Origin of the sequence: Hymenobacter sp. (assembly GCF_036388155.1) — a bacterium.
GTDB lineage: Bacteria > Bacteroidota > Bacteroidia > Cytophagales > Hymenobacteraceae > Hymenobacter.
In genome coordinates this window covers 1-24567 of sequence record NZ_DASVSI010000128.1, presented here as the reverse complement: position 1 = coordinate 24567, position 24567 = coordinate 1, and the positions used below count along the sequence as shown (strand labels likewise).

Annotated in this window: 18 protein-coding genes; 2 read left to right on the top strand and 16 right to left on the bottom strand. The window is 62.5% G+C overall.

From position 1 onward, the window contains the following. From VF629_RS17795 to VF629_RS17750, 10 genes are all read right to left on the bottom strand, one after another. On the bottom strand, positions 1–1024 hold a 1024-nt coding region (locus tag VF629_RS17795), incomplete at its 3' end, for a sterol desaturase family protein (protein WP_331059845.1). 187 nt (positions 1025–1211) lie between these two features. Continuing rightward, positions 1212–2102 (bottom strand): N-acetylneuraminate synthase family protein, encoded by an 891-nt coding sequence (locus VF629_RS17790; protein WP_331059844.1) that lies wholly within the window; start codon positions 2100–2102, stop codon positions 1212–1214. Between the two features lie 344 nt (positions 2103–2446). Then, a complete protein-coding gene (locus VF629_RS17785; RefSeq protein ID WP_331059843.1) occupies positions 2447–3253 on the bottom strand; it encodes an SDR family oxidoreductase in 807 nt (268 codons plus the stop codon). Between the two features lie 170 nt (positions 3254–3423). After that, positions 3424–4758: an aminotransferase class III-fold pyridoxal phosphate-dependent enzyme gene (locus VF629_RS17780; protein ID WP_331059842.1), complete on the bottom strand. Its 1335-nt coding sequence runs from the start codon at positions 4756–4758 to the stop codon at positions 3424–3426. A 140-nt stretch (positions 4759–4898) separates the two neighbouring features. Next, positions 4899–5852 (bottom strand): transketolase family protein, encoded by a 954-nt coding sequence (locus VF629_RS17775; RefSeq protein ID WP_331059841.1) that lies wholly within the window; start codon positions 5850–5852, stop codon positions 4899–4901. Positions 5853–5922: 70 nt separating this feature from the next. After that, positions 5923–6780 (bottom strand): transketolase, encoded by an 858-nt coding sequence (locus VF629_RS17770; RefSeq protein ID WP_331059840.1) that lies wholly within the window; start codon positions 6778–6780, stop codon positions 5923–5925. Between the two features lie 87 nt (positions 6781–6867). Further along, positions 6868–7674, bottom strand: coding sequence for a glycosyltransferase family protein (locus VF629_RS17765; protein WP_331059839.1), 807 nt, complete (start codon positions 7672–7674; stop codon positions 6868–6870). Positions 7675–7815: 141 nt separating this feature from the next. Further along, positions 7816–8892 carry a hypothetical protein gene (locus VF629_RS17760; protein WP_331059838.1) on the bottom strand — a complete coding sequence of 359 codons (1077 nt, stop codon included), beginning with the start codon at positions 8890–8892 and terminating at the stop codon, positions 7816–7818. Positions 8893–9316: 424 nt separating this feature from the next. Then, positions 9317–11632: a PAS domain S-box protein gene (locus VF629_RS17755; RefSeq protein ID WP_331059837.1), complete on the bottom strand. Its 2316-nt coding sequence runs from the start codon at positions 11630–11632 to the stop codon at positions 9317–9319. Between the two features lie 316 nt (positions 11633–11948). Next, positions 11949–12599: a response regulator transcription factor gene (locus tag VF629_RS17750; protein ID WP_331059836.1), complete on the bottom strand. Its 651-nt coding sequence runs from the start codon at positions 12597–12599 to the stop codon at positions 11949–11951. 296 nt (positions 12600–12895) lie between these two features. Here VF629_RS17750 and VF629_RS17745 point away from each other — a divergent pair, with 296 nt between their 5' ends. After that, positions 12896–13330, top strand: coding sequence for a hypothetical protein (locus VF629_RS17745; protein WP_331059835.1), 435 nt, complete (start codon positions 12896–12898; stop codon positions 13328–13330). A gap of 75 nt (positions 13331–13405) precedes the next feature. Here the strand turns inward: VF629_RS17745 and VF629_RS17740 are convergent, their stop codons facing one another. The 4 genes from VF629_RS17740 to VF629_RS17725 form a co-directional block, all read right to left on the bottom strand. Further along, on the bottom strand, positions 13406–13717 hold the full coding sequence (locus VF629_RS17740; RefSeq protein ID WP_331059834.1) for a hypothetical protein: 312 nt from the start codon (positions 13715–13717) through the stop codon (positions 13406–13408). 202 nt (positions 13718–13919) lie between these two features. Further along, positions 13920–15449, bottom strand: coding sequence for an OmpA family protein (locus VF629_RS17735; RefSeq protein ID WP_331059833.1), 1530 nt, complete (start codon positions 15447–15449; stop codon positions 13920–13922). A 370-nt stretch (positions 15450–15819) separates the two neighbouring features. Continuing rightward, positions 15820–16197, bottom strand: a complete 378-nt coding sequence (locus tag VF629_RS17730; protein ID WP_331059832.1) for a response regulator transcription factor — start codon at positions 16195–16197, stop codon at positions 15820–15822. A gap of 86 nt (positions 16198–16283) precedes the next feature. Beyond that, on the bottom strand, positions 16284–19091 hold the full coding sequence (locus VF629_RS17725; RefSeq protein WP_331059831.1) for an ATP-binding protein: 2808 nt from the start codon (positions 19089–19091) through the stop codon (positions 16284–16286). A gap of 669 nt (positions 19092–19760) precedes the next feature. On the opposite strand from VF629_RS17725, the gene VF629_RS17720 reads away from it, so the two are divergent. After that, positions 19761–20396: a sce7726 family protein gene (locus VF629_RS17720; protein WP_331059830.1), complete on the top strand. Its 636-nt coding sequence runs from the start codon at positions 19761–19763 to the stop codon at positions 20394–20396. A gap of 95 nt (positions 20397–20491) precedes the next feature. Here the strand turns inward: VF629_RS17720 and VF629_RS17715 are convergent, their stop codons facing one another. Both VF629_RS17715 and VF629_RS17710 read right to left on the bottom strand, forming a co-directional pair. Then, a complete protein-coding gene (locus tag VF629_RS17715) occupies positions 20492–21946 on the bottom strand; it encodes a glycoside hydrolase family 30 protein (protein WP_331059829.1) in 1455 nt (484 codons plus the stop codon). A gap of 42 nt (positions 21947–21988) precedes the next feature. Then, the gene (locus VF629_RS17710; RefSeq protein ID WP_331059828.1) at positions 21989–24034 is read right to left on the bottom strand and encodes a cellulase family glycosylhydrolase; all 2046 of its coding nucleotides are present in this window, start codon (positions 24032–24034) and stop codon (positions 21989–21991) included. Between the last annotated feature and the right edge of the window lie 533 nt (positions 24035–24567).

Here is a 24567-nt window from a genome sequence, read left to right as displayed (position 1 = left end):
CCGTGCCCGGCAGGGCCGTGCCCGGCAGGGCCGTGCCCGGCAGGGCCGTGCCCGGCAGGGCCGTGCCCGGCAGGGCCGTGCCCGGCAGGGCCGTGCCCGGCAGGGCCGTGCCCGGCAGGGCCGCGTCGGCTGTGGGCTCCTGCACGGGCCAGCCGTGCAGGGGCTGCAAGGCCGGCACGCGGTCGGTCACTCGCCGCAACAGGCGGCCGCGCAAGCCGTGGTAGGCCCGGAACCAGCCGGCGCGTTGGGCCAGGGCGTCTTCGTCGAAGCGTGCCACGGAGAACACGTGCTGGCTAAAGTAGTCCTTGGGGAAAACGTAGGGCAAGCCCCATTTCACCGGCTTGTGGCCGGGAAAGTAGGCCGTGCCAAACAGCCAGTCCCAGAAAGCAAACTTGGTGGAAAAGTTGGCGTGAAACACTTCTTTGTGGTCGGCGTGGTGCCAGAGGTGCATCTCGGGCCCGTTGATGAAGTACTGCAGCCGGCCCGATTTCACGTCGACGTTGGAATGAATCCAAATGCCCCACACGGCGTCAATCAGCGCCTTGATGGGCACGACTTCGGGGGCCGCACCGAGCAGCACGATGGGCGCAAACTCGATGGTTTGGTTAATCAAAATCTCGACGGCGTGCGAGCGGGAGCCCGCCAGCCAGTCCACCTGCTTGCCCGAATGGTGGGCTTCGTGGGTGCGCCACAGCACCGGGCTGTGGTGCTGCCAGCGGTGAAACCAGTAGATGTAAAAGTCGTGCGTTATCAGGAAAAACAGCACCTGCACCCACACCGGCCAGTGGGTGACGAGCTGCAGCCGCGAAAGAGCGAAGTGCTGGTCGAGCGGCTGAATGATGAAGTCGAAAATGACGATTTTCAGCAGGAAGCTCTGCACAAGGGTGTACAGCACCAAATCGGTCCAGAAGCCTTCCCGGAAAAACGGCAGCCCTTTGCGGTACGGAAACTGCCGTTCCAGCAAGATGACCACGGCCACCCAACTCAACAGCAGCACCGTGGTGACGATTTCAACCTGTGTCATGGTTGTGGCGGAGCGAAAAGGAAAGGTAGAAAAGAATGCAGAACGGCGTGCAGCAAGCCCGTCATGCCGAGCGCAGCCGAGGCATCTCGCGTGTGGTAGTAATTAATTACTGGTGGCACGCGAGATGCTGCGCTGCGCTCGGCATGACGGGCTATTTATGGCTCCACGGCTATCAAACCCCTCTTGCTTACCCGTTGTTTGGCGTCAGTTCGCGGCGCAGGCGGCGGCGAGGCTCCAATTCGCTGTCGTACACCCGCTTTTGGCCGTCGCCCAGGGCCACTTCCACGTCGCGAATGTCGCGCACCAGCTTGGCCATGCCGCCGGGCTCGACCGAGGCGGCGTGGTCGGAGCCCCACATGGCCCGGTCGAGGGTGAAGTGGCGCTCCACGAAGCAAGCGCCCAGGGCCACCGCCGCCACCGTCGTGGCCAGGCCAGTTTCGTGGCCCGAATAGCCGATGGGCGTATCCGGAAACAGCGCTTGCAGCGCCGGCACCATGCGCAGGTTCAGCTCCGCGGGCGGGCAGGGGTAAGCCGAGGTGGAGTGCGCAATCATTAAATCCTGCAGGCCCACCCAGCTCACGGCTTGGGCAATTTCGTCCTGGGTGCTCATGCCGGTGCTCAGCATCAGGGGGCGGCCGGTGGCGCGCACGCGGTCGAGCAGGGGCCGGTCGGTGAGGGAGGCCGAGGCCATTTTGTACATCACGGGGCGGAAGTGCTCCATGAAATCGACCGAGGGTTCGTCCCAGCACGAGGCAAACCAGTCGATGCCCAGGGCGCGGCAGTAGTCGTCGATGGCGGTGTATTCGGCCAAGCCAAACTCGGTTTTGCGCTTGTAGTCAATGTAGCTCATGCGGCCCCAGGGGGTGTCGCGCTGCTTTTCCCACTGGTCTTTGGGCACGCACAGCTCGGGGGTGCGCTTTTGGAACTTCACGGCGTCGCAGCCGGCGCGGGCCGCTTCTGCAATGAGTTGTTTGGCCAGGTCTAGCGACCCGTTGTGGTTGATGCCGATTTCGGCAATGATATACGTGGGGTGACCGGCACCAATGCGACGGTTTTTTCCAATTTCAACGGCATTCATAGGTGAGTGAATTGACGTGTGGGACGTGTGAAAGATGGGTCGGTGAAGTAGCGCTAATCGAGCAGGAATGACCTGCAGCCAGGCGCTGCACGAGTCGCTCGCCAGGTTGAAGAGCGCAAGCAAAGGTTGCTGGTGTTGTAAGCGAACCAGCGGGCGGAATATTGTAAAATAGTTACGAAAAAATTATTGACAATTAAAGTTTTAATTGAAGCTGTTTAGGCAGTGTGTCGCTTGCTGGTCCGACGCCCGAGGCGTCCGACCGGTTGTCGGCAGGGCATCTGGGGGGATTGTGCGACCAACAACCGGTCGGACGCCTAGGGCGTCGGACCGGGCAGAGCCGACTGTCAAATAGCCGTCCAGCCCCCGTCCACCACTAGGTTGGCCCCGGTCATGTAGGCCGATGCCTCGGAGGCCAGAAACACGACAGCGCCTTGGTAATCAGTAGCGGTAGCCATGCGGCCCAGGGGCGTTTTGGCGCTGTATTGCCGGACGAAGAACTCGTCCTGATTATTCTCCACCCCGCCCGGCGACAAGGTGTTTACCCGCACGCCGGCCTTGCCCCAATACGCCGCCAGATACCGCGTAAAGCTGATGACGGCGCCTTTGGTGGCCGGATAGGAGGGCGACTTGAAAAAGGTCTGCTCGCCCCGCTCGTTCACGTAAATGTTCTGGTCCGGGCCCACGATGCCGTAGGTGCTGGCCACGTTGATGATGCTGCCGCTGCCTTGCGCGGCCATGGGCGTCCCAAACACCTGCGCGGCCAGGAAAATACCCGTCACATTCACTTCCAGCGACTTTTTCCAAGTGTCAAGGGGGAAGTTTTCGAACTTGCTGAGGTTGGCGGCCAGGGCCGGATTCTCGAACATGTCGTTGATGGCGGCGTTGTTCACCAGCACGTCGAGGTGGCCGAACTGGGCCAGAATCTGGTCCCGAGCGGCGGCGAGCGAGGCGGGGTTGGTCACGTCCACGGCCAGCGGAAGGTGGATGCCGCCGGGCAACTCGGCCGCCGTGGCAGCACAGGCCTCGGCATTGATGTCGGCCACCACCACGTTGGCCCCGGCGTTGGCCAGCGCTTCGCAGTGTTTGCGCCCAATCAGGCCGCAAGCGCCCGTAACGATGGCCGTTTTGTTGGTCAGAGAGAAAAGGTCCAAGTGTTTGTTTGAAAGGTCTTTGGGTAATGGTTTTTTAGGCCGTCATGCCGAGCGCAGCCGAGGCATCTCGCCCGCCACCAGTAATCCTGACGATTGAGTTACTACCACACGCGAGATGCCTCGGCTGCCCTCGGCATGACGTCATATCTGCATGACGTTGGTAAGGCACTTTATTTGGCCTTCACCGGGGCGGCATTGGTCACCTTGCGGAACACGGCTTCCACGGGCTCGCCCAGCAGGCGGGCGGCTACGTCGCTGGCTTCGATGGCGGCCTTTAGCAGCGGCAGCACCTCGCGGTAGGCGGCCAGGGTGTGGGCCACATCCTCGTCGGAATGCGAGAAGCACATGTTGTGGAAACCGCCCCATAAAATGCCGCGCTTGAACAGCTCCTGCTGCATGAATGCTTTGATTTCCATGGGGTTGCCAGCCGAGGCGTCGAACGTCACAATGGTGCGGCAGTCGTAGCCGTAGCATTTGGTGTAGGCCGTCAGCCCGAGTTCGGTGGCGATGGCGTTGTAGCCGTCCTTTAGCTTCTTGCCTTGTTCGGCGAGGCGGGCAGGCACGTCTTTTTCGGCCATTTCGGTGATGGTGGCCAGGGCCGCGGCCATGCTCAGGGCCTCGCCGCCAAACGTAGTGAAGAAAAACACGTCCTGCTCGAACAGCTCCATCACGTCGCGCCGGCCGGTGAGCAGGGCAATGGGCATGCCGTTGGCGAAGGCTTTGGAGTACACCGCGAGGTCGGGTGTAATGCCGAAAAACTCCTGCGCGCCGCCCACCGCAATGCGGAAGCCGGTCCACATTTCGTCAAAAATCAGCAGCGTGCCGTTGGCCTTGCACAGCCGGGCCACTTCGTGCAGGAAGTTGTCCTTGGGCGCATCAAAAATGAAGGGCTCCAGGATGACGCAAGCCACGTCTTCGTCGAGCAAGGCCTTCAGCGAGTCGAGGTTGTTGTACTCGAAAGCAGCGGTCAGTTCCTTGATTTCGCCGGGAATGCCCTTGTCGCGGCTGGTGGTGCCAATGTACCAGTCGTGCCAGCCGTGGTAGCCGCAGCACAGCACCTTGGCGCGCCCGGTGAAGGCGCGGGACACGCGCACTGCGGCCGAGCACACATCGGCGCCGGTCTTGCTGATGCGGATGCTTTCAGCGTTGGGGATGATGGAGTGGATGAGCTCGGACAGCTCCACTTCCAGCTCGTGCATCATCGAAAACGTGATGCCGTCCTGGAGCTGCGCCCGAATGGCGTCGTCGACCCGCGGGTAGGCATAACCCAGCGAAATCGGCCCGATGCCCATCTGGTAGTCGATGAATTCGTTGCCGTCCACGTCCCAGATGTGGGAGCCGGCGCCGCGCTTCACGTACTTCGGCGACACGCCTTTGGTGTACTGGCCAGGGCCTTTGGCCAAGGTCTGGGTAACCGGCGTCATGATTTTCTGCGCGCGGGCGTAAAGCTCATCCGACTTCGTGATGTCGGGGTACTGCTCGTTGAAAGAGACGGTGTTGGGCATGGGGAGAAATGGTATCGTATTAATTTATAGGGTCGTCATGCCGAGCGCAGCCGAGGCATTTCGCGTGTGGTAGTAATTAATTACTGGTGGCACGCGAGATGCTTCGCTTCGCTCTGCATGACGTTCTTTTTTGGGCCAGACTATTCCGCAAACTCGTTCTCGAGCACGGCCGGGCCTTCGGCAATAGCGGCGCCTGACTCGCCCAGATACTCTGTGATGCGGCGGGCAATGTGCTGGCCGGTGAAGCCTTCGTACTCCAGCACCGCGCTGAGGCGGCCGGGGCGGTACCAGCGCTCCTCGAGGGCCAGCGGCAGCACCCGGGCGGTGAGCTGGTTGCGCAGCAGCACTTCCGCCAGGATGGAATACAGCCCGCCGGTGATGAAATGGTCTTCCACGGTCACCACGAGCGAGCCGCGGCGCACGACATCCAGTAGGGCGGCTTCGTCAATTGGCTTGAGGCTGCGCAGGTTGACGAGGCCCACCGATTTGCCCTGGGCTTGCAGCAGCTCGCGCGCCACCAGCGCCTGCTCGAACAGCATGCCGTAGGTGAGAATCGTGACGTCGGTGCCCTCGCCCACGATTTCGGCTTTGCCCATCTCAAACGGCGCATGCTCGTAGGTAGCGGGCCGGGTGTTGATGCGCACGTAAGCCGGAGCGGGCGAGGCCCAGATGGCGGGCAGCATGGCCAGCATGTCCGCCTCGTCGGCGGGCGCAAAAACGGTCATGCCCGGAATGCCGCGCATCAGGCTCACGTCTTCTATGGCCTGGTGGGTGGGGCCGTTACCGTCGGACAGGAAGCCGGGCACGAAGCCGCTCAGCTTCACCGGCAGCTTGCCGATGCCCACGTCGGTGCGAATAAATTCGAAAGCCCGCAGCGTGAGAAACGTGGCCAGCGCGTGCACCACCGGAATGCGGCCGCGCAAGGCCAGCCCGGCTGCCGCGCCAATTAGGGTCTGCTCCGTGATGCCGGTGTCGATGAAGCGCGGGCCGAGCACGCCGGGCAGGTTGCGGATGAGGGCACGGTTTTCGGCCGTCATCACCACGATGCGCTCGTCGGCCAGGGCGGTTTCCTTGATGAGTTCTTCGTAGTTCATGGGAAGTAGCGCGGACTTTTAGTCCGCGAATGAATCGTTTGGTCGCGGACTAAAAGTCCGCGCTACTGATTTACCGTACAGTAAGCGTCTCGCTAGTCAAATTAGTAGCCACTTGGCTGTGCAGCTCGCGCAGCAGCTCTTCCACTTCCTCGCTGGAGAAGTTGCAGAACCACCGGTCGGCGCGGGCCTCGATGCTGGGGAGGCCCCGGCCGCGCACCGTGTCGCAGATGATGACCGAGGGCTTGGTGGCCGAGAAGGGCAGGGCCGAGAAAGCTTCTTCCAACTGGGCGAAGTCGTGGCCGTCGATGCGGCGCACTTCGCAGCCAAAGGCCTCAAACTTGGGCGCCAGCGGCTCCAGCGGAATCAGGTCTTCGGTGGCCACGTTGGCCTGGAAGTGGTTGCGGTCGACCACCAGCGTGAGGTTGTTTACCTGGTGGGCGCTGGCCACGAGCAGGCTTTCCCACACGGTGCCTTCGTTCAGCTCGCCGTCGCCGGTGATGACGATGACCTTGTTGTCCTGGCCGCGCATGCGGCAGTCCAGGGCCACGCCCAGGGCCACGCTGGGCAGGTGCCCGAGCGAGCCCGAGTGGAACTCCACGCCCGGCACGTGGCGGTTGGGGTGCCAGTAAATGTGGTCGTCGGTGCTCAGGTGCTGGGCCAGGCGCTCTTTCGTGATGAAGCCCAGCTCCACGAAGGTGCCGTAAAGGGCCGGCACGTCGTGGCCTTTGGAGAGGAACAAGTAGTCGCGGGTGGGGTCCTGCAGGTTGTCGGGCCGCACGTTGAGGTGGTCGGCGTAGAGGTACACCAGCAGGTCGGCGCAGCTCAGCGAGGCGCCGGTGAAGCAGCCGCCATCGGTGCTCAGGCGCACGATGTGCTCGCGCACTTTCAGGGCCATCTTCTCTAGTTTCTGTTGTTGCTCAGGGGTCATTCGTTTGGTTGTCAGTTGTTTGTTGTCAGTTGTCAGTCGGCAATTGCCCGTCGTCAGTCCTAACAACTGACAACGAACAACTGACAACTAAAGAACCCTGGTTTGCGTGGGGTCCACGGTTCGGAGTTCGTTGAGGTGGTTGCGGTACCAGTTCACGCCCGCCAGGTGGGAGTTGAGTTGGGCGATGTCGGGCCGTTGGGCCGTGAGCTGGAGTACGTCATCGAGCCCAAAAGCCGGGTTTTGGTTGTACAGCGCGTCGTACACCGCGCCGATAAAGGCGTAATCCTCGGGGTAGTCGATGGTCCAGCGGTGGCTCATCGAGAAGTTTTGGCCCGTGTCCCAGGTCACGTTGCCCACCCGGAATCGGTCGGGGTTTTCCCAGAAAAAGGGCGTGGTGTGTTCGCGCTCCAGGGGGCGCTTGGCTTCGCGCCAGGCGGTTTCCAGGGCCTTAAAAGGCATCACCTCCACGTCGTTGCCATCGGGGAAGGTGGCGGGGTGCAGGTTGCTCACGAAGTCGTAGCGCTCGGCGAAGTCGAAGTAAAACTTCACCACTTCGTCAATCACAAACGGGTCGATGAGCGGGCAGTCGGAGGGGATTTTCAGCACCACGTCGGCGCCGTAGTGGCGGGCGGCCTGGTAGTGCCGGTCCAGCAAGTCCAGGGCGTGGCCCCGGAAGCAGTTGAGGCCGTGCGCGGCGCAGCAGGCGGCCACGGCGTCGTCGGCGGGGTCGGTGGTGGTGGCCACCACCACGGTGCCGGCCAGCACGGCGCGCTGCACCCGTTCCACCATGCGCACCAGCAGCGGCTGGCCGGCCAGGGGCAGCAATATTTTGTTGGGCAACCGCGACGAGCCCATGCGGGCTTGCACAACGGTCAGGACTTTGGGAGCGGCCATGTAGGAATGTCGGTATCCGGTAGTCGAATGAATGCGGGAAAATACGCTAAAATTTGACCTTCCCGGCGCTTTGGTTGAGGTAATTTACTGGCAAAGAAGGCCTTGAATTTTGCCCTGCTGAGCGCGGCAAGCCCGCGTGGCCTAGCGCACGGCCACGGAACTGCCCGTTGGCGAGGAATCGGCAACTGCTTCGGGCTGGTGCTGGCGCAGGAAGGCGGGGCCGCTGCCGGCGAAGCGGGCAAAGCCGCGGCAGATGGCCGCAATGCGGCGCGAGGAGGTGCCGCCGTTCTGCCAGGGCAGCTTGCGCTTCAGGTCGTCCACGTCGAAGTAGGAGTGCACCGGCTTGCCCAGCGCCAGCCCCACGTACACCACCGTCGAATACTGGGTGATGAGCTCCACGCAGTTGGCAATCATGTGGTCGGTGTTGCCTTCGGTGAAAATGAGCGTGCCGGGCGGGGCGTGTTCCTTGATTTCGTCCACGGCGCGGGGCAGCTCCTCGTTGGGGTGCAGCTTGAAGGCCAAAGGGCGGCCGTTGGCAATGCGCGCGCACTCCCGAATGAACTTGGGCCGGTTTTCGGGGGTGAAGGTTTCGCGCAGGTCGGAGGTGGCGGCCAGCACGTAGCCGCGGTGCGGGAAGTCGTTGTGGCGCACCCGCTCGATGTTGTCGAAGTTGGGAATGCCCGTCACCACCAGCTTGTCGGCGTCCACGCCCACGCGGGCAAAATGCTCGCGGTAGCCCTCCGACGCCACGCAATAGATGTCGCAGCAGTTGTTCATGCCGTTGAGCGCCGTGCCAATGGCCAGGATGGGGTAGCGGGTGAGGCGCTTCACCAGCCGCGCCCAGAGGTTGAGCGGGTCGGTCATGCCTTCCTGCACAAACACGGTTTTGGTGCGGCGCACCAGCGGCCAGGGCACTATCAAGTCGGAACAGCACACCACCAGGTCGTAGGTGTTGCCAAATTGCCGGGCTTCAAAATCATTTTTCAGGTTGTGCGCGGCCAGGTATTTGTCGGCCTTGTCCTTGATTTTGCCCGTGACGATGGTCTTGTCCAGGCCGCCCGTCCACAGCAGGAACTTGTAGAAGCCGCGCTGCCAGCCGTCGTAGTAAAGCTGGCTGAAGAAGGGCTCAAACTCGTCTTCCAGCAGCTGCGCAATCTGGTGCATCTGCGTGGTTTGGTTAGGCGAGCCGATGAGAAACAAAGCCTTTTTTCGGGACATGCAGAAGAAAGTAAGAAAGCAGCCAGACCAAAATTAGCAGCCTCGTTGCCACCAACAACTGCGCACAAGCGGCAGTGTTTCGGCCCGCGCCAACGGGCACGGGCGGTGGCAAAGGCCCGCGGGCAAGGTACAGCACAACGGGCGAAATAGCGGCCAAGAAGCAGGGCGAACAATGCAGGTAAGTGGGGCAACGAACAAGGTTTTCACTCGCTTACCGCGCCTTGGAAGCGCAGTATTTTTAGCGCGCCGCCGGCCGCCGATGACGGAAGCACGGCCCACGATTCTCCGGAAACGGTTTGGGTTAGCTGCCCGAGTCCCCCGAAATTCCATTTCGGCCCGCCAGAACAACCAAAAGCAAGTCGCTCAGCCGGGCCGAAATTCCATTGCGGGGACTCGGGCAGGCTGGGCCAGTGCAACCCGCCCACTATTCTTCGGCCACGGGCAGGGTGAAGGTGGCAATGGTGCCGCGGCCGGGCCGCGAGGCCAACTCAAACTGCCCGCCCAGCAAAGCGGCGCGGTTGTAGAGCGAGGCCAGGCCCATGCCCTGGGCCGTGCCCACGGTCTCGGCCACGTCGAAGCCGCCGCCGTCGTCTTCCATGCTCAGGTACACCTGCTGGTCTTCGTAGGCCACGTGCAGGGTGGCTTCCTCGGCGCGCGCGTGCTTCAGCACGTTGTTTAGCAGTTCCTGCACCATGCGGTAGATGGCCACGTTCAGCACCTGGGGCAAGGGGCGCTCCAGGCCGGTGAGGTACATGTGCAGCTTCAGCTTGGCGGGCGGAATGCTGCGCGCCAGCTTCTGCAGGGCCACGGCCAGGCCAAAATCTTCCAAAATGCCCGGCGTAAGCTCAAACGACACCTCGCGGGTGGCCTTGATGGCGTCTTCCAGCAGGGCCAGGGCCACGGTGGCGCCCGGCGTGGTGGCGCCGTCTTCGAGGTGCAGCTTGGTGGCGTAGAGCAGCTGGCCCACGCCGTTGTGCAGGGCCTCGGCAATGCGCTTGCGCTCCACCTCCTGGGCCATGAGCACCAGCCGGAAGATTTCGCGCTGCTGGCGCGCCTTGAGCTGGGTGGCGTGGGCGTGCAGCCGGTTGCGCTCGGTCACGTCGCGCACCAGCAGCAGGCCGCCCGCGCACGTGTCTTCGTCGGTCTTGGTGAGGGGAATGGTTGTGAGCTCGACTTCGCGGGCTGGGTCGGGCCAGGGCACGGGCTGGTTGAAGCGCGGGCGGGCCTGGCGTTGCAGCAGGCCGGCCACCAGGTTGGCGGGCAGGGAGTGGGGTTCGAAACGCAGGCAGGCGAACACGTCCTGGCCCAGGGCATCCGCTTCGGTGCGGCCGGTGAGCTCGGTCATGGCCCGGTTCCAGGCCGTGAGGCGGCCATTGTGGTCGAAGGCCGCCACGCCGTCGATGGAATGATTGAGCAGGCTGCGGGTGAATTCCTGCTCGGTGCGCATGCGCTCCTTCATCACCTCCGACTCGGTCACGTCGATGGCAAAGACGACGCCTTCCTGCCGCTGCTGGTCGAAAAAGCCGTGGTTGTGAAACGACACGCGCTGCCCGTCTACCGTTTCGCTGGCCACGAAGTTGAACGACTCGCCGGCCAGCAGGCGGCGCGTGGGCTCGGCAAGAATCGGGTACAGGTCGAAAATGGATTTGCCCACCACGCTATTGGTGGCGTCTAGGCCTAGCCGTTGCCGGGCTGCACCTTTCATTTCCAAGTAGTTGCCGGTGGCCGAAAGCCGCACGAACAGGATGGGCAAGGTGTCGAGCAGCAGCTGAAACTGGTTGCTTTGGTAGTTCAGCTCGGCTTCGGCTTCGTAGCGGGCCGTCACGTCCCGAATCAGGCCGGTCAGGCATTCGGGGCGGTCGTGGGCGTCGCGCTGCACGTTGCCGTGCGCGGCCACGAAATGCACCGAGCCGTCGGGCCAAATCACCCGGTGAACCAGGTCCAGCGGCTGCCGGTCGTGCACGGCGGCGTGCATGGCGCGTTGCACACAGGGCACGTCGTCGGAGTGCACGGCGGCCTGCAGCACGTCGAAAGAAGCCGGGGTGGGGTCGTGCGGGCGTCCAAAGCAGGCCTGGGCCTGCGCGTCCCATTCCAGCCTATTGGAGGCAAAATGCCAGGTCCAGGTGCCCGTGCCCGTGGCCGAGAGCACCTGCTGCAGGCGGGCGTCGGTGCGGCGCCGCTTCTCGGCTTCGCGGTGCAGCTGGGTGAGGTCCACCATGGCCAGCTGCACCTCGGGCTGGCCCAGGGCGTTGGTGCGGGCTTCGGCCTCTACCCGGGCCGGAAAGCTGACGCTGGCCTCGGTTTGCAGGCAGACTTCCAGGGCGTGCCGGCGGGACTCGGCCAGCGCCGTGCTCACAAATGCCTGGAAAGCTTCCCGGGTTTCCGGGGCCACAAAAAGCAGGAAGCGGCGGCCCAGCAGGCGCTCACTGGTGGAGCCCAGGAGCTGGCAGGCGCGCGCGTTGAGCTGGGCAATGCGGCCATCGGCCAGCAGGGTGAGCAGGGCCGTGGGCGCGAAGTTGTAGAGGTCGGCGTAGCGGGCCTGCGCAGCCACGGCCTCCTCCTGCGCCACCAGCAGCATTTCCTGCTGCATTTCCAGCTCTATCTTGTGCAGCTGCAGGTCCTCGGCCGTGGGCTGCGGGTCGGCCGGCGAGGCGGGGGCGCTGCCGGGGGCGTCGTCGGGTTGCGCACGCAGTTGCTGGCGGGCCCGGTCGAATAAGCTGGGTGGCAGAGAAGCCGGCATTGGCGAGCTAAAGAGATAATGTGAGGAATGAGGGAAATGTGGCGAATGTGAATGGTGGTAAATGGCTGAAGGCTACTAAATAGTAACCAGCTGCGTTTTCATATTGATGCTGGTTAGGAACTATGTCGCCTGCCGGTCCGACGCCCTAAGCGTCCGACCGGTTGTCGGTCCACGGCCATTGGTGCGTCGGGCTTGCGGCAACCGGTCGGACGCCTAGGGCGTCGGACCGGGCAGGGCCGACTTCCTAAACAGCTTCATTTTCACATTCTCCACATCTTCCACATTCCCCATATGAAACACACTGCTTAAAAAAAAATTACTTAATCAGCCCGTCGGCCAGCGCCAGTTTGACGAGGGCGGCGGTGTTTTTGGCGTGGGTTTTTTCGAGCAGGTTTTGCCGGTGGGTTTCCACCGTGCGCTTGCTGGTGAAGAGCTGCTCGGCAATCTCGGCGTTGGTGAGGCCTTCGGCAATGAGCTGCAGCACTTCGCGCTCGCGCTTGGAGAGCAGCTCGGTCTTTTTGGGCTCGGCGTTCACGCTCACGGTGTTCCAGTCCAGCACTTTGCGCAGCATGGCCAGTCCAATTTCGGTGCACAGGAACATGCGTCCTTCCATCACCTGCCGGATGCCGTGAATGATTTCGTCTTTGCTCGCGCTTTTGAGCACGTAGCCGCGCGCCCCGGCTTCCAGCATGCGGCCCACGTAGTGTTCCTCGGCCAGCATGGAGAGGGCCAGCACCCGCACGTCGGGGTGCTCTTCGCGTAGGCGGGCGGTGGTGGCGTAGCCGTCGAGCACGGGCATGTTGATGTCCATGAGCACGAGGTCGGCGGGGGTGTCGGGGAGCTGGTCGAGCAGTTCCTGGCCGTTGCCGGCCGTGCCCACCACTTCCAGGCCGGGCTCCTGGACCAGCAGCGACCGGATGCCGTCGCGCACAATGGGGTGGTCGTCCACCAAAAAAATACGAATCATGAAGCTGGCGTTTTGCGGGAAAAACCGAAAGCGGAATCCCTTCAATAAGGTAGCCAAATTTCCTGCATTTTGTGGCTAGTAGCCTACGTAACAGCCGTTTTGAATGTAATATACGTAGTTCAGGACCCAAAATTCCGTATTTAGTAGCCGCTACGTACGTACAAATCAGCCACGTCTTGACTGCAACTTTGCCGGGCGCGCAACAAGCACTTCTACCGGTGCCAGCGCCGCCGTAGCCGCGCAAGCTAAACGGTTGCGGAACAACTGTTTTCCTTCGGTCCTTTCATTTTCTTCACATGCCGCAATCCATACTCCTCAGCTCCCTGCCCGATACCGACGGCAGTCGGTGCGTTCTCGCCTACGACGAAGCAGAACACTGGCTGCGGGCCACGTGGCGGGGGTTTGTGGATATGGCCGAAGCCCAACGCGGGGCTTCCAACTACTTGCAGGTGCTGGCCTCGGTGCAGTGCGCCTACCTGCTCAACGACAACGTGGCCCTGCACGGCCCCTGGTTCGATTCCATCGAGTGGCTGCAACGCATATGGCTGCCGCAGGCGCTGAGCCTGGGCCTGCGCTACGTGGCGCACGTGGTGCAGGCCGACACGCTCTTCGACACCGTGACCGCGCACGTCAGAGGCTCCGAAGTTGAGGGGCTGGAGCTGCAAATTTTTCAGCAGGTGGCCGAGGCCGAAGCGTGGCTGCGCAGCTGCCAGCGCCGAGAGCTTAGCTGACGCCCGTTGCGGCGGGGCAGCGCTCCGTGGGGGCTGCCCCGCGTGCAGCCGGACCGTGTTAGTGCCGGGAGCGGGCTACGAGTCCTCGTCGGGCAGGGCTTGCCAAAAGGCCAGTACCGAAGGCTTCAGGCGGGCAGCCATAAAGTCGGTGAAGGAGTGGCCGCGCTTTTCCAGCAAAAACCGGTTGAAGGCTTGGCTGGTGCGCGCCGCCGCCAGGCCCCGGGCCGCCATGCGGCCACGGGCGGCCCCCGGCAGCGAGGCCAGCCAGGCGGCAAAGTCGGCGGGCGTGGGAATGAGGTGGCGGGCTTCGCGGTAGTAGAGGTAGGTCACGAAGGCCACGTCGCCAAGGGGCCCACTGGGCCGGGCAAATTCAGGGCGAAACTTCATCGGAAACAAGGGGCTACTGGATAACCGGCCCGACTTCACCAACGACGCCGTGACGCCCGAGCCGAACCACTGCAAATGTCGAGCAGCACTTCGCGCAGTTTTTCCCTTCAAATACGGGTTATGACCGTGGTGCTTACTGAAATACGCGTCCGCATTAATCGCGGCGCTACCGTTTCGGCGGGGTTTCGATGGGCAGCGAGGGTTATTTTTTTATCACCCGGATGCTTACCCGGCGGTTCTGGGCCCGGCTGGTGGGCGTGTTGTTGGGCACCAGGAAGTAGCGGGCGCCGTAGCCTTTGGCCTGCATGCGCTCCAAGGGAATGCCCAGCTTGGCAATGCTGAGCATGGCCGCCCGGGCACGCTCCTCGCTCAGCTGGAAGTTTTGCAGGGAGTTGCCGGTGCTATCCGTGTAGCCGCCTATCTTGACCATGGCCTGCGGAAAGGTTTTGAGAATGCTGGCAATGTTGCGCAGCTGCGTGCTCGACTCGGGCGTGAGCGTGGCCTTGGCGGGCTCGAAGTACACGCGGTCGAGGCTTATCCAGCCTTTGGTGCGGTTCACCGAGTCGACTTGCACGGCAGCCGAAGCCAGGAACGTGTACAAGCGGTTCTCGGTAGAATTGGCCCCCACGCGCAGGTTGACGCCCTTGGCCAGGGCCAGCACGATGGGGCGGCCGGTGTCGTACACGTAAGTGTCGCGGTTCTGGTCGTAGCGGCCAGCCGCGGTTGCAGTACCAGCGGCGGGCGCGGCAGCATAGGGGCGGGGCGCCGCACGGAGCGGGGCCGCCGCTGGCACCGCCACGGCCGGCGTGGCAACGGCGGCCGGCTGGGCCGCGGGCTCCTCCGCCCTAACGGGCGCAGCAGGCGCGGGAGCGTCGCTGACCACGGCCGCATCGGCGGCACCCACCGACGCGTCCACCGAAGTGTCGAGCGCGACGGTCGAGGAGCGAGGACGCCCCAGCAAACCGCTGCCGAAAACGTACCCCATGGCCACGGCAAGCAGCAGGAGCACGCCCCATTGCCACCGCAGGCCGCCCGTTGGCACCGGCGCGGGCTGGGGCGCAACGGGCGGGGCCGCCACGGCCTCGTTGCGGGGCGCGGTCATTTGGGTGCTGGTGCTGGTGCTGGTGCTGGTGGATGGGGCTGGGGCGGGGCGGGGCGGCAGCTGCGCCAGCGGCTTTTCGGGCGCCTCGGTGGGCGGGAGGGGGGCCGCAGCACCCCGGGTTGCAAAACTGGGCGGCGGCAGCAGCGCCCGGCCAATGGCCGCTTTCTGCGATTTTAGCCAGTTATGGAATTCGTTGGCGGTGATGTCGTTCTCCACCGCAAACCTTCCCAGCACCCCCAGCACGGCCGTGGCGGCCACTTGCAGCAGCGTGCCGCTCGCCTCCGGCCGAATGCCGGCCTCCTCCGCAATCTCGTTGACGGTGATGCGGTAGGTGTGGCCCAGCAGGTCCAGCAGCAGGTTGGTGCCCCGCTCGTACCACTGCGCCGTGCGGGAGGCCGAAAGCTGCTTCAGCACCTGGGCGGCGTCGGCTTCGCGGGCCAGGTGCAGCAGGTCGGCGGGCGCGGCGCCGCCGCGCTCCAATTGGCGCAACAGGCCGTTGAGCAGCAGCGGCACCGCCTTGCTCAGCGCTCGTTCAACCCCTTCCTCCGCTTCGCCCACTTGGTAGCTAAGCTGAGTGATGACCTCCCCGGTGAAACAGAATTTCACCTTTTCCACCAAACCTGTTTCCATAGTCATAGTCAATTGAGTAGCAACGGCTGCGGAGGCCTAATTCAAAGTCTTTTTAACGGTATCAATGGCAGAACCACCCAGCGCCAAGCAAAGCAGCGCCGTGCTTTTACGCCAAATAATCTAGATAGTGCAAATATTTCATGCAATAAAAACAATTTATTGCAAAGGCAAGCGGTAATTATTCGATTTGAGTCGATTAGCTAAGCAGTTAAAAGCGAGGCAATTTGCTTTTAACCACTACGGATACATCAATAAGTTGTTAACAGCGTGCCGGTTGCCTTTCAATGCCCGGTGGGCTACCTGCTGGGGAAGCATCCAGAAAAAATCCTCCCAAACCCCGCGCTGTTTTCTTTCCGGCGGGCGCCAAGCGTTAGGCCCGGACCCGGTCCAGAATCTTCTTGATTCTAATTTCCAACTCCTCGGGGTTGAACGGCTTCACCAGGTAATCGTCGGCGCCCTGTTTCAGGCAGGATATTTTGTTGGCCACGTCGTCCGTGCTCGAAAGCATCATGAGGGGCGTGTGCTGGTGGGCCGCCGTGTTGCGCAGCGCCAGAATGAAGTCCAGGCCGTTCATAAAGGGCATTTCGCAGTCGGCCACCACGACGTCTACTCGGTGGCCCTGGTCCAGCCAGGCCATGGCGTCGCGGCCATTGGCGGTGAGCACCACTTCGTACTCATTCGCGAAGTAGTGCTCCAGAATCAGCTGAATTCCAGGTTCGTCGTCGATGACAAGTAATTTCCTTTTCATTCAGGTGGGGAGTTGGGCTCCGCGTGTGGCAGCGGCCCCGCGGGATGGACTGGCAGAACGCACGGCCACGCTGGCCACGCTCTCCGCTAGGGCTTGGCTTCGCAATAGATTTGGGCCTTGAAAACTTCGGTTATCTGGTTGGTGACGCGGCTAATGGTGCGCAGCAAGTTGGCCAGCATGGCGGGCTCGGGTCCCTGCCGAAGGATGTCCTCGAACTTGCGGATGTAGCGCTGGGCCTCGTCCACCTGCAGGTTGCCGTAGGTCGACTTGAGGGCGTGCACCAGCACGGTGGCCCGGGCCCAGTCGTGCAGGTACACGGCCTGCCGCAGCTGCTCGAGCTGGGCCGGCACGGTGTCCACGAACAGCTGCTGCATTTTGCGGATAAAGCTCGCGTCGTTGGCCAGGCGCCCCAGGCCCTCGAAGCCGTAGGCCGGCACGGCCGGGGCCGGCTCCGGCGCGGGCAGGCGCGACGGGGTGCGCCGGGCCGTGTTGTGCGCAATGACCAGGTACAGGCTGTTTTCGTGGTAAGGCTTCACCAGGCAGTCTATGAACCCGGCCTGGGTGTACGAGTCCAGGTCGCTCTTCATGGCGTTGGCCGTGAGGGCGATGACGGGCGTGTGCTGGTTGGGGCCGGGCAGGCGGCGCAGGTGGGCCGCCGCTTCCACGCCGTTCATCCGCGGCATCTGAATGTCCATCAGAATCAGGTCGTAGGAGGTGACGTCGGCCATGGCAATGGCCTGTTTGCCGTCGCTGGCCACGTCGGCCTCCACTTCCCAGGAGTTCAGCAGCGCCCGCGCCAGGAAGGTGTTCACCGGGTTGTCTTCCACCAGCAGCACCCGCAGGCCCCGCAGCAGGCCCTCGGGCAGCTCCTCGGCCGGGGCCGGCAGGCGGGGGGCCTGCTCGCTCACGCGGTAGGGCAGCGTGAAATAGAAGCGGCTGCCCTGCCCGGGCTGGCTGTCGAGCCAAATGCGGCCGCCTTGCAGCTCGACCAGGTTTTTGCAAATGGCCAGCCCCAGGCCCGTGCCGCCGTACAGCCGCGCGGTGCTGTTGTTGGCCTGCCCGAAGCTCTTGAACACCTTCTCGAACTTGTCGGCGCTGATGCCAATGCCGGTGTCCTCCACGCAGAACTGCAAATGCACCACGCCGGCGTCGTGGTGGTTCACGCCCACGGTCACCGTGACTTGGCCGGCGCTCGTGAACTTGATGGCGTTGTTGATGAGGTTCACCAGCACCTGGTTGAGGCGCACGGGGTCGCCTTCCACCACGGGCAGGGGCTCGTCGTGTATTTCCGCTTGCAGCACCAGGCCTTTGGCCTCGGCCAGGAAAGCCAACGACTTGGTGGTGTTGTACACCGTCTCGGCCACATCGAAGGAAATGGTTTCCAAATCGACTTTGCCCGACTCGATTTTGGCAAAATCCAGAATGTCGTTGATAACGACCAGCAGGCTTTCGGCGTTGGTCAGTATCAAATCCAGGTACTCGCCCTGCTCGGGCGTGGTGGCCTGCTTTTTCAGCAGGCGCGACAGGCCCACGATGCCGTTCATGGGCGTGCGAATCTCGTGGCTCATGTTGGCCAGGAAAATCTCCTTGGTGCGCACCGAGTCCTCGGCGGCCACGCGGGCGCGGTTCAGGTCGGTTACGTCGGCCGCAATGGTGAGTAGGTAGCGCGTGCCGTCGGGCCGCGCGAAGGGCTTTTTGGTGGTGTGGTACCACGCGTCCTGCCCGTTGGGGCGGGAGTGCCGCGCCTCAAAGCTGAGGCTGGCGCCGCTGGCCAGCAGCTCCAGGTCTTCGGCCAGCGTGTTGGAGGGGGCGGTTTGTTCCAGCAGCTCGGCCACGCTGGTGTGGTGCAGCTCGGCGTAAGCGTCGTTGGCCAGAATGAACTTGCCCGAAGCGTCTTGCACGCTGATGGGGTTGGGGTTGGTTTCGATTACCTGGCGCACAAACTCCTGCTGGTTGGCCAGCTGCTGCTCCATCTGCTTGCGCGGGGTGATGTCGGTGCCGTAGCCGATGAGGTAGGCCACCTCGTCTCGGTCGTTCACCACCGGGTAAAACTTGCGCAGGTAGTGCGTCGGCTCGGGGCCGTCCGAGGGCTGCGACTCTTCCCACGTCACTTCCTGGCGCGAAGCCAGCGCCCGCTGGAACTGCTTGTGGTGCAGGGCCATGGTGGCGGGGTTCCACTGCTGCGCGTGGCAGTAGGCGGCGTGGTCGCGCCCGGTCACTTGCTCATTGATTTCCGCGTCGGGCACTTCGCGCTGGTTGACAAACAGGCAAGTTTGCGCCACGTCGAACACCGAGATGCCGGCGGGCACGTTGTTCAGAATGCTTTCGTAAAACTCCTTTTGCCCGATGAGTTTTTCGGTGAAATCCTTCTCCTCGTTGATGTCCTGAATGGACCCGAGCAGCTCCTCGGCCTGGCCCTGGGCGTCGCGCCGAAACACGGTGTCCTGCACCCGAAACCACTTCCACTGCCCGTCGCGGGCCAGCAGCCGCAGCTCCATGGGCACGGGCGTGCCAGCGGGCGCGGTGCGCAGCTTTTCGTGGTGCATGGGCAGGCGGCGCTTGTCGTAGGGGTGCAGCAGCGCCTCCAGCAGGCGCGGCTTCAGCCGCCTGATTTCCCCCGAGCTGTAGCCCAGCACTTGGTACAGCCGTTCGTTCAGAAAGACATCCGTTTTGGTGGCCAGGTTGTAGATGTAGAGCGTGGAAGGCACGGCCTTGGTCAGGCGGGTGAGGAAGCCCTGGCGTTTGGCCAGCTTGTCGCGCAGCGCCTGCCGCAACAGGCCCTCTTCGCGCAGGCGAGCCTCCAGTTCCCCAATTTTATGACGGAGGACCTGGTTTTCTAACCACGCGGCATGGGACTGATTTGTTTCCACTTTCTCATCTGAGTTCACTTTCATCCGGGCAATTGGCTGGAGCGCCGATGGGACCTGGTGGCCGCATCAGCGCCGATGAAACGCATGTGTAATCCCAAACAAGCGGCAAGGCCACGAGCGGGATGGAAGAACGCTGCCAACGCCGAAAAGCGCCTAGCAGTAGCCCGAACAAATACTGATACGATGCGCCCACAACGGGGCCCCTTGGTAACGCTCAGGTAGCATCGCCAAGACAATAACAGCAATAATTCAGGCAAGAAAAGGACTTGTAAACCGTAAAATCTAGATTTTACTAGTTTATGTACTACAAATTACGTCTAAAAACGTTTTCCCTTGCAACGAATAAATACGTATTCCCATGCGTCAACTACTTAAAAGGCTGTGGCTCTTAGCACAAAATTCCTCTGCTTATGTCAACAATTGGTATTGGATAAGTTTTTAAAATTGTTTGAATAGTGATGAGAATCAAGGCAAGACACCTTTTTTGTCACCCCGTTTTGCTTGTGGTTTTGCAGCCGGTTTAGCAGTTTCCCCTTGGCGGCGTGTTGATAGCTAGTTAGTTAAACACGTTGCAACGAAGCCGATGCCAGCACGCTCAAGGCATCATTGGCTGGCCCTTTCGAGGCCCTTCAACAAACGGTTTTCGTCTTTTAGCCGCGAGTACTTCGCTGCCTACATAATTTTGGGGTTGCCATGAATGACCCCGAAATCCGCGCCATGCTCTACCCGTTGCTCACCGGAGGGGTATACATCGATGAATTGCCCACCGGCACCACCCGGGCCGACGTGGTGCACATCACCTCAGCCTTCATGCACGGCTACGAGGTGAAAGGCGACGGCGACACCCTGCAGCGCGTAGCCAACCAGCTGCGCTGCTACGGCGAGGTGTATGACTTCGTGACGTTCGTGGTGACGGAAAAGCACGCGGCCAAAGTGCTGCCCTTGCTCCCCACCTGGGTAGGGCTGATGGTGGCCTCGGCCGACGGGCTGCGCGCCCACCGGCCCGCGGGCTACAACGCCGCCGTGGAGCGCGCGCCCATTGCCAAATTGCTGCTGCTGGAGGAGGTAAAGCAGTTTTTGATGGCCCGCGGGCTAACCGGCGTGAGCACGCTGCGGAGCCGGGAGGTTAGTCAGTTTCTGCGCACCACCCACGTCGTGCCGCTCTCCTGCCTGGCGCAGTACGTGCGCGACCGCCTCATGGCCCGCCTGCCCGAACGGCTGCTCATGCGGGCCGAGCGCAAAAAGGAGCGGGAGCGGCTGCCGCCCCGCAAAAAGAAAACCAAACGAAAGAAGCCAGCAGCAAAGAAAAAGGCCGCTAAAGCCGCGTAAGAGCTACTTGAGTCACAGTGCCAAGGTGTCTGTACTTCGTTTCGGCCACCCCAAACAGCTTTCTAGGGAAGTGCGGGCTGGGTGAAAACGCGGGCTTACAGCAGCATGGTCTGGATGGAGTGCGGTGCGGCGGTGGTTTTGGCGGCTTGGCCGGCTACCCACAGCTGAAAGTCCAGCGGTTGGTCGGTCTGGTTCATCACCACCACGGCCACGGTGCCGTCGGCGTTGCGGAAGGCCGTGGTTTGCAGCGCGTCGCGGTTCGACGAGGAGATGATGCGCTTGGCGCCCGGCCGGATGAACTTCGAGAAGTGCCCAATGTAGTAGTAGGCGTTGGTATACAGGAGCTTGCCGGCCTTGGTGTCGGCGATGACGGGGGCGTAGCAGAAGTTGCCCACGTGGTTGGGGCCGCCGGTTTCGTCGAGCAGCACGTTCCAGTCGGTCCAGCCCACGGTGCCGGCTTTGAAGTCGCCAATCATCGACGTGCCGTATTTCTCGCCCAGGTCCCAGCGGTCTACTTTGTTTAGCTCAAACTTTTCCAGGCAGCCCTCGGTGAACAGCAGGTTTTTGGCGGGGTAGGTTTCGTGCACGCGCCGCACGTTCTCAAACTGCATGGCGCTGCCGGTCCACGTCTCGTACCAGTGGTAGCCGATGCCCCACACGTATTTGGCCGCGGCGGGGTCGTCGAGCACGGCGCTGGCCCGTTGGTAGAGCAAGTCGCGGTTGTGGTCCCAGGCGATGAGCTTCTTCGTGCCCAGCCCGCTTTTTTCCAGCGTCGGGCCCAGGTAGCTTTTGATGAAGTCGCGCTCTTCTTCGCCGGTGAAAATGCAAGACTCCCATTTCTGGGTGGCCATGGGCTCGTTTTGCACGCTCAGGCCCCAAATGGGCATGCCCAACTGCTCGTAGGTTTTGATGAACTTGACGTAGTAGTTGGCCCAGGCCTGGCGGTACTGGGGCAGCAGCTTGCCGCCCTTCAGCATGGTGCCGCTGTCTTTCATCCAGCCCGGCGGGCTCCACGGGCTCACGTACAGGGTGAGCTTGCCCCCGGCCGCGGCCATGGCTTGTTTGATGAACGGGATGCGGAACTGCTCGTCGTGCTTCACGCTGAACGTATTCAGCTCCGTGTCCTTGTCGTCCACGTAGGTGTAGCTGCCGCTGGAAAAGTCCGAGCTGTGGATGCTGGTGCGGGCCAGGGTGTAGCCAATGCCGCCCGTGGGGCTGTAGTACGCTTGCAGCAACTCCTGCTGCTGGGGTTTCGGCAGCTTGGCGAAGGTTTCGGCCGCCGCGTCGGTCAGGGCCCCGCCGATGCCCAGCATGGTTTGGAAGGTGTGGGTGGGGTCGACAAACACGCACACCTGCGTTTCCAAGGGCTGGCCGGCGGCTTGCATCGCCAATTCCGGGCCCGGCGTGAGCCGCAAGGCGGTGTTGGCCGCGGTGGCGTACACGCGCACTTTTTTGCCCGCTGCCGAATAGGGGGCGCGGCTGCTGGTTTGGGCCACACTGCTCAGGCCGAGCGTTGAGAGCAGCAGCAGCGGAAGAATATTTCTGGTCATAGTTGGGCAGGGGAGGCGTGTGCAAGTTAGCGCCACCGGTACTTATTGCTTGTTGATTTTGAACTCGGTGTTGTAGCCCGAACTGGCAATCCGGACCACGTAGAGCCCGTTTTTCAGTCCCGATAAGTCGATGATGTTTTGCTCGCCGGTGCTGGTGCGCGTGCGGGCCAGCAGGACGCAGCCGGCCGTGTCGAGCACGGCGAGGCGGTGTGATTTTATGCCCGCCGGCACCTGGTAGGTGAGGTTGCCCGCCACGGGATTGGGGTAGAACGAGGCGGGCGCCCGCTTGGCCCCTTTGCTGGCCAGAGGCGCGCTCCCCACAATGCCCAACACGAATTTCTCAGCAGCTCCAATGGCGGTGCGAACGCAGGTCATGGCGCCGGTGCCGTTTTCTGAAGACACATACCCGGCGTTGTTGCCCCGCAGCGACACCGTGCCGTCGGCGTTTATCACCCAGTCAAAAACCTCGGTGGCGCCCACCGTGGCGCGGGCGCACGTGAGGGGGCCCGCGCCGTTTGCCGACGATACGTACCCGTTGGTGGTTGTGCTGCGCAGGGCCACCTTGCCGCCCGCGGCCGCCACCACCGCAAACTGTTCCCAGACGCCGTACGACGTCCGGGTGCAGGTCATGGGCTGGTAGCCGCCTTCGCTCGACACGTAGCGGCTGTTGCTGCCCTGCAGCCAGATTATCTTGTTCAGCGGCGGGGCCGTGAGCCCGGTGTAGCTGCCGCCGTCGGGGTAATTGACAATACTGTTCAGGTTGGGAGCCAGGGCGTTGAGGGCGGTGTTGGGCACGCAGTTGGCAAACAGGATGTTGGTGAGCACCTGGGGCAAGCCGGCGGGGCCGTCCACGATGTAGGGCGGGTTGATGCGCAGCAGGGCCGCGTTGTTGCCCGCTTCGAAGCGTTTGTAGGTCCAGTGGCACCAGCCAATGCCCACCGAGTTCAGGTTTTGGGCGGCCTCGCGCATCCAGGCGTCGGTATTTTCGCCGGTTTCGCCCACCCAAATCGGCACGTCGTTATCGGTCCGAAACCGGGTGAGGTTGCCGATGGTCCGCAGGTTGTTGGCGTTGCCGGGGTCGGTCGAGTTCACGTTGTTGTCGAGCAGGTAGCCGGTGCCGCTGTAGCGGTGCGAGTTGTACACCAGGTTGGCCGTGTTGGTGAAGGTGCGCTTCTCCATGTAGTTGAAGTCGTTGCCGTAGCCATTGCCCTCCAGCAGCAGCAGGTGGTTGTCGTTCTGGGCCCGCACCGCATCAATCAGCCGTTGGTGCAAGTCGTGAATGACCTGATTGTTGGGCACGTTGTTGGGCTCGTTAATCAGGTCGTACATGGCCACGCGTGCGTCGTTCTTGTAGCGGGCCGCAATGGCGCTCCACAGCCGCACCGTGATGTCTTGGTAGATGGGCTGGTTCCACAAATCCAGGGGCTGAATGGAGTCGGAAATGTTGGCGTCGGTGCCCTGCGAGCCGGGCGCGGCGTGCAGGTCCAGCACCACGTACATGTTGTTGGCGGCGCACCAGGTCAGCACGTTATCAATCAGGCGCAGGGCCTCCATGTTGGCCGGGTCCACAAACAGCTGGTTGGCGTTGTACCACGTCGTCAGCGAACTCACGTACGCCGCGTAGGTGGTGCTGCCCCGCAGCACGCTGTTGCGCACCGCCCGCTGGCTGGGCGTCAGAAACAGGTCGTAGTGCAGCGGCAGGCGCACGCAGTTGAAGCCCTTGGAGGCCAGGAAGTCAATGTCGGATTTGGTGATGAAGTTGTTGCGGTAGCTCTGGTAGAAGGCTTCCACGTCGGCATCACTCAGGCCCGCGTTGTAGAGGGTTTTCTTCACTGTGCCCTGCGTCTGCTTGCCGTTGATGCCCTGCCAGCCCGGCTTGACGATGTAGCCTTCCATCAGGGCCCAGCCGCCGAGGTTCACCCCATTTAGCAGCACCTCATGGTTGTTGGCGTTTACAATCTTGATGCCGTTGGCGCGCAGAAAGCTCTGCGCCCGCCCCACGTTGGCGAAAGCCAGCAGGCCACACAGCAGCGCCACGAAACCGGCGCGCCAGCGCAAAAGCCGAAAAGGAATAGTTGTGCACATCATGTTCGTGGGTGGGATGGGGCAGTAGAGGATTGGAGGGGCGGGGCCAAACGCAAGGAGTACCCCCAGGGGCTGGCAGTGCCAATACCGCTTCGCTGGTTTGCTCCCGGCCGTGGAGGCACCAGCAGCGTGGCGGCTTTTTTGGCATTGTCTTCACGCCAAAGCCCCCGGTGCGTCGAGGCAAATGTAGCCTCCACTTGCAGTAAAAAACCCCTTGCAAATGCCCTCTGCGTGAAGCTGAGCAGGTTTTTGCCAACGTCCTGTACACTTAGAACACACGCGGCAATCCCGTGGAATTGCTTTGCGGCAAGCTGGGTCTACTTCTCCAAATTCGGGCAGCACGGTTTAAAAAACACGTAAAAAATGCCTTCAGCAGCAATCAAAGTGTCATCATATGCACTCGCAAGCAGCGCGGCCGTGCTGGCCCGGGACCCTGTTGTTCGCGTCCCCGCACCGTTAAAGCAGCTCAGGCGTCGTTGTACTGTAGCGCGGACTTTTAGTCCGCGAGTGGGGAGTGTTAGGGCCCGCGGACTAAA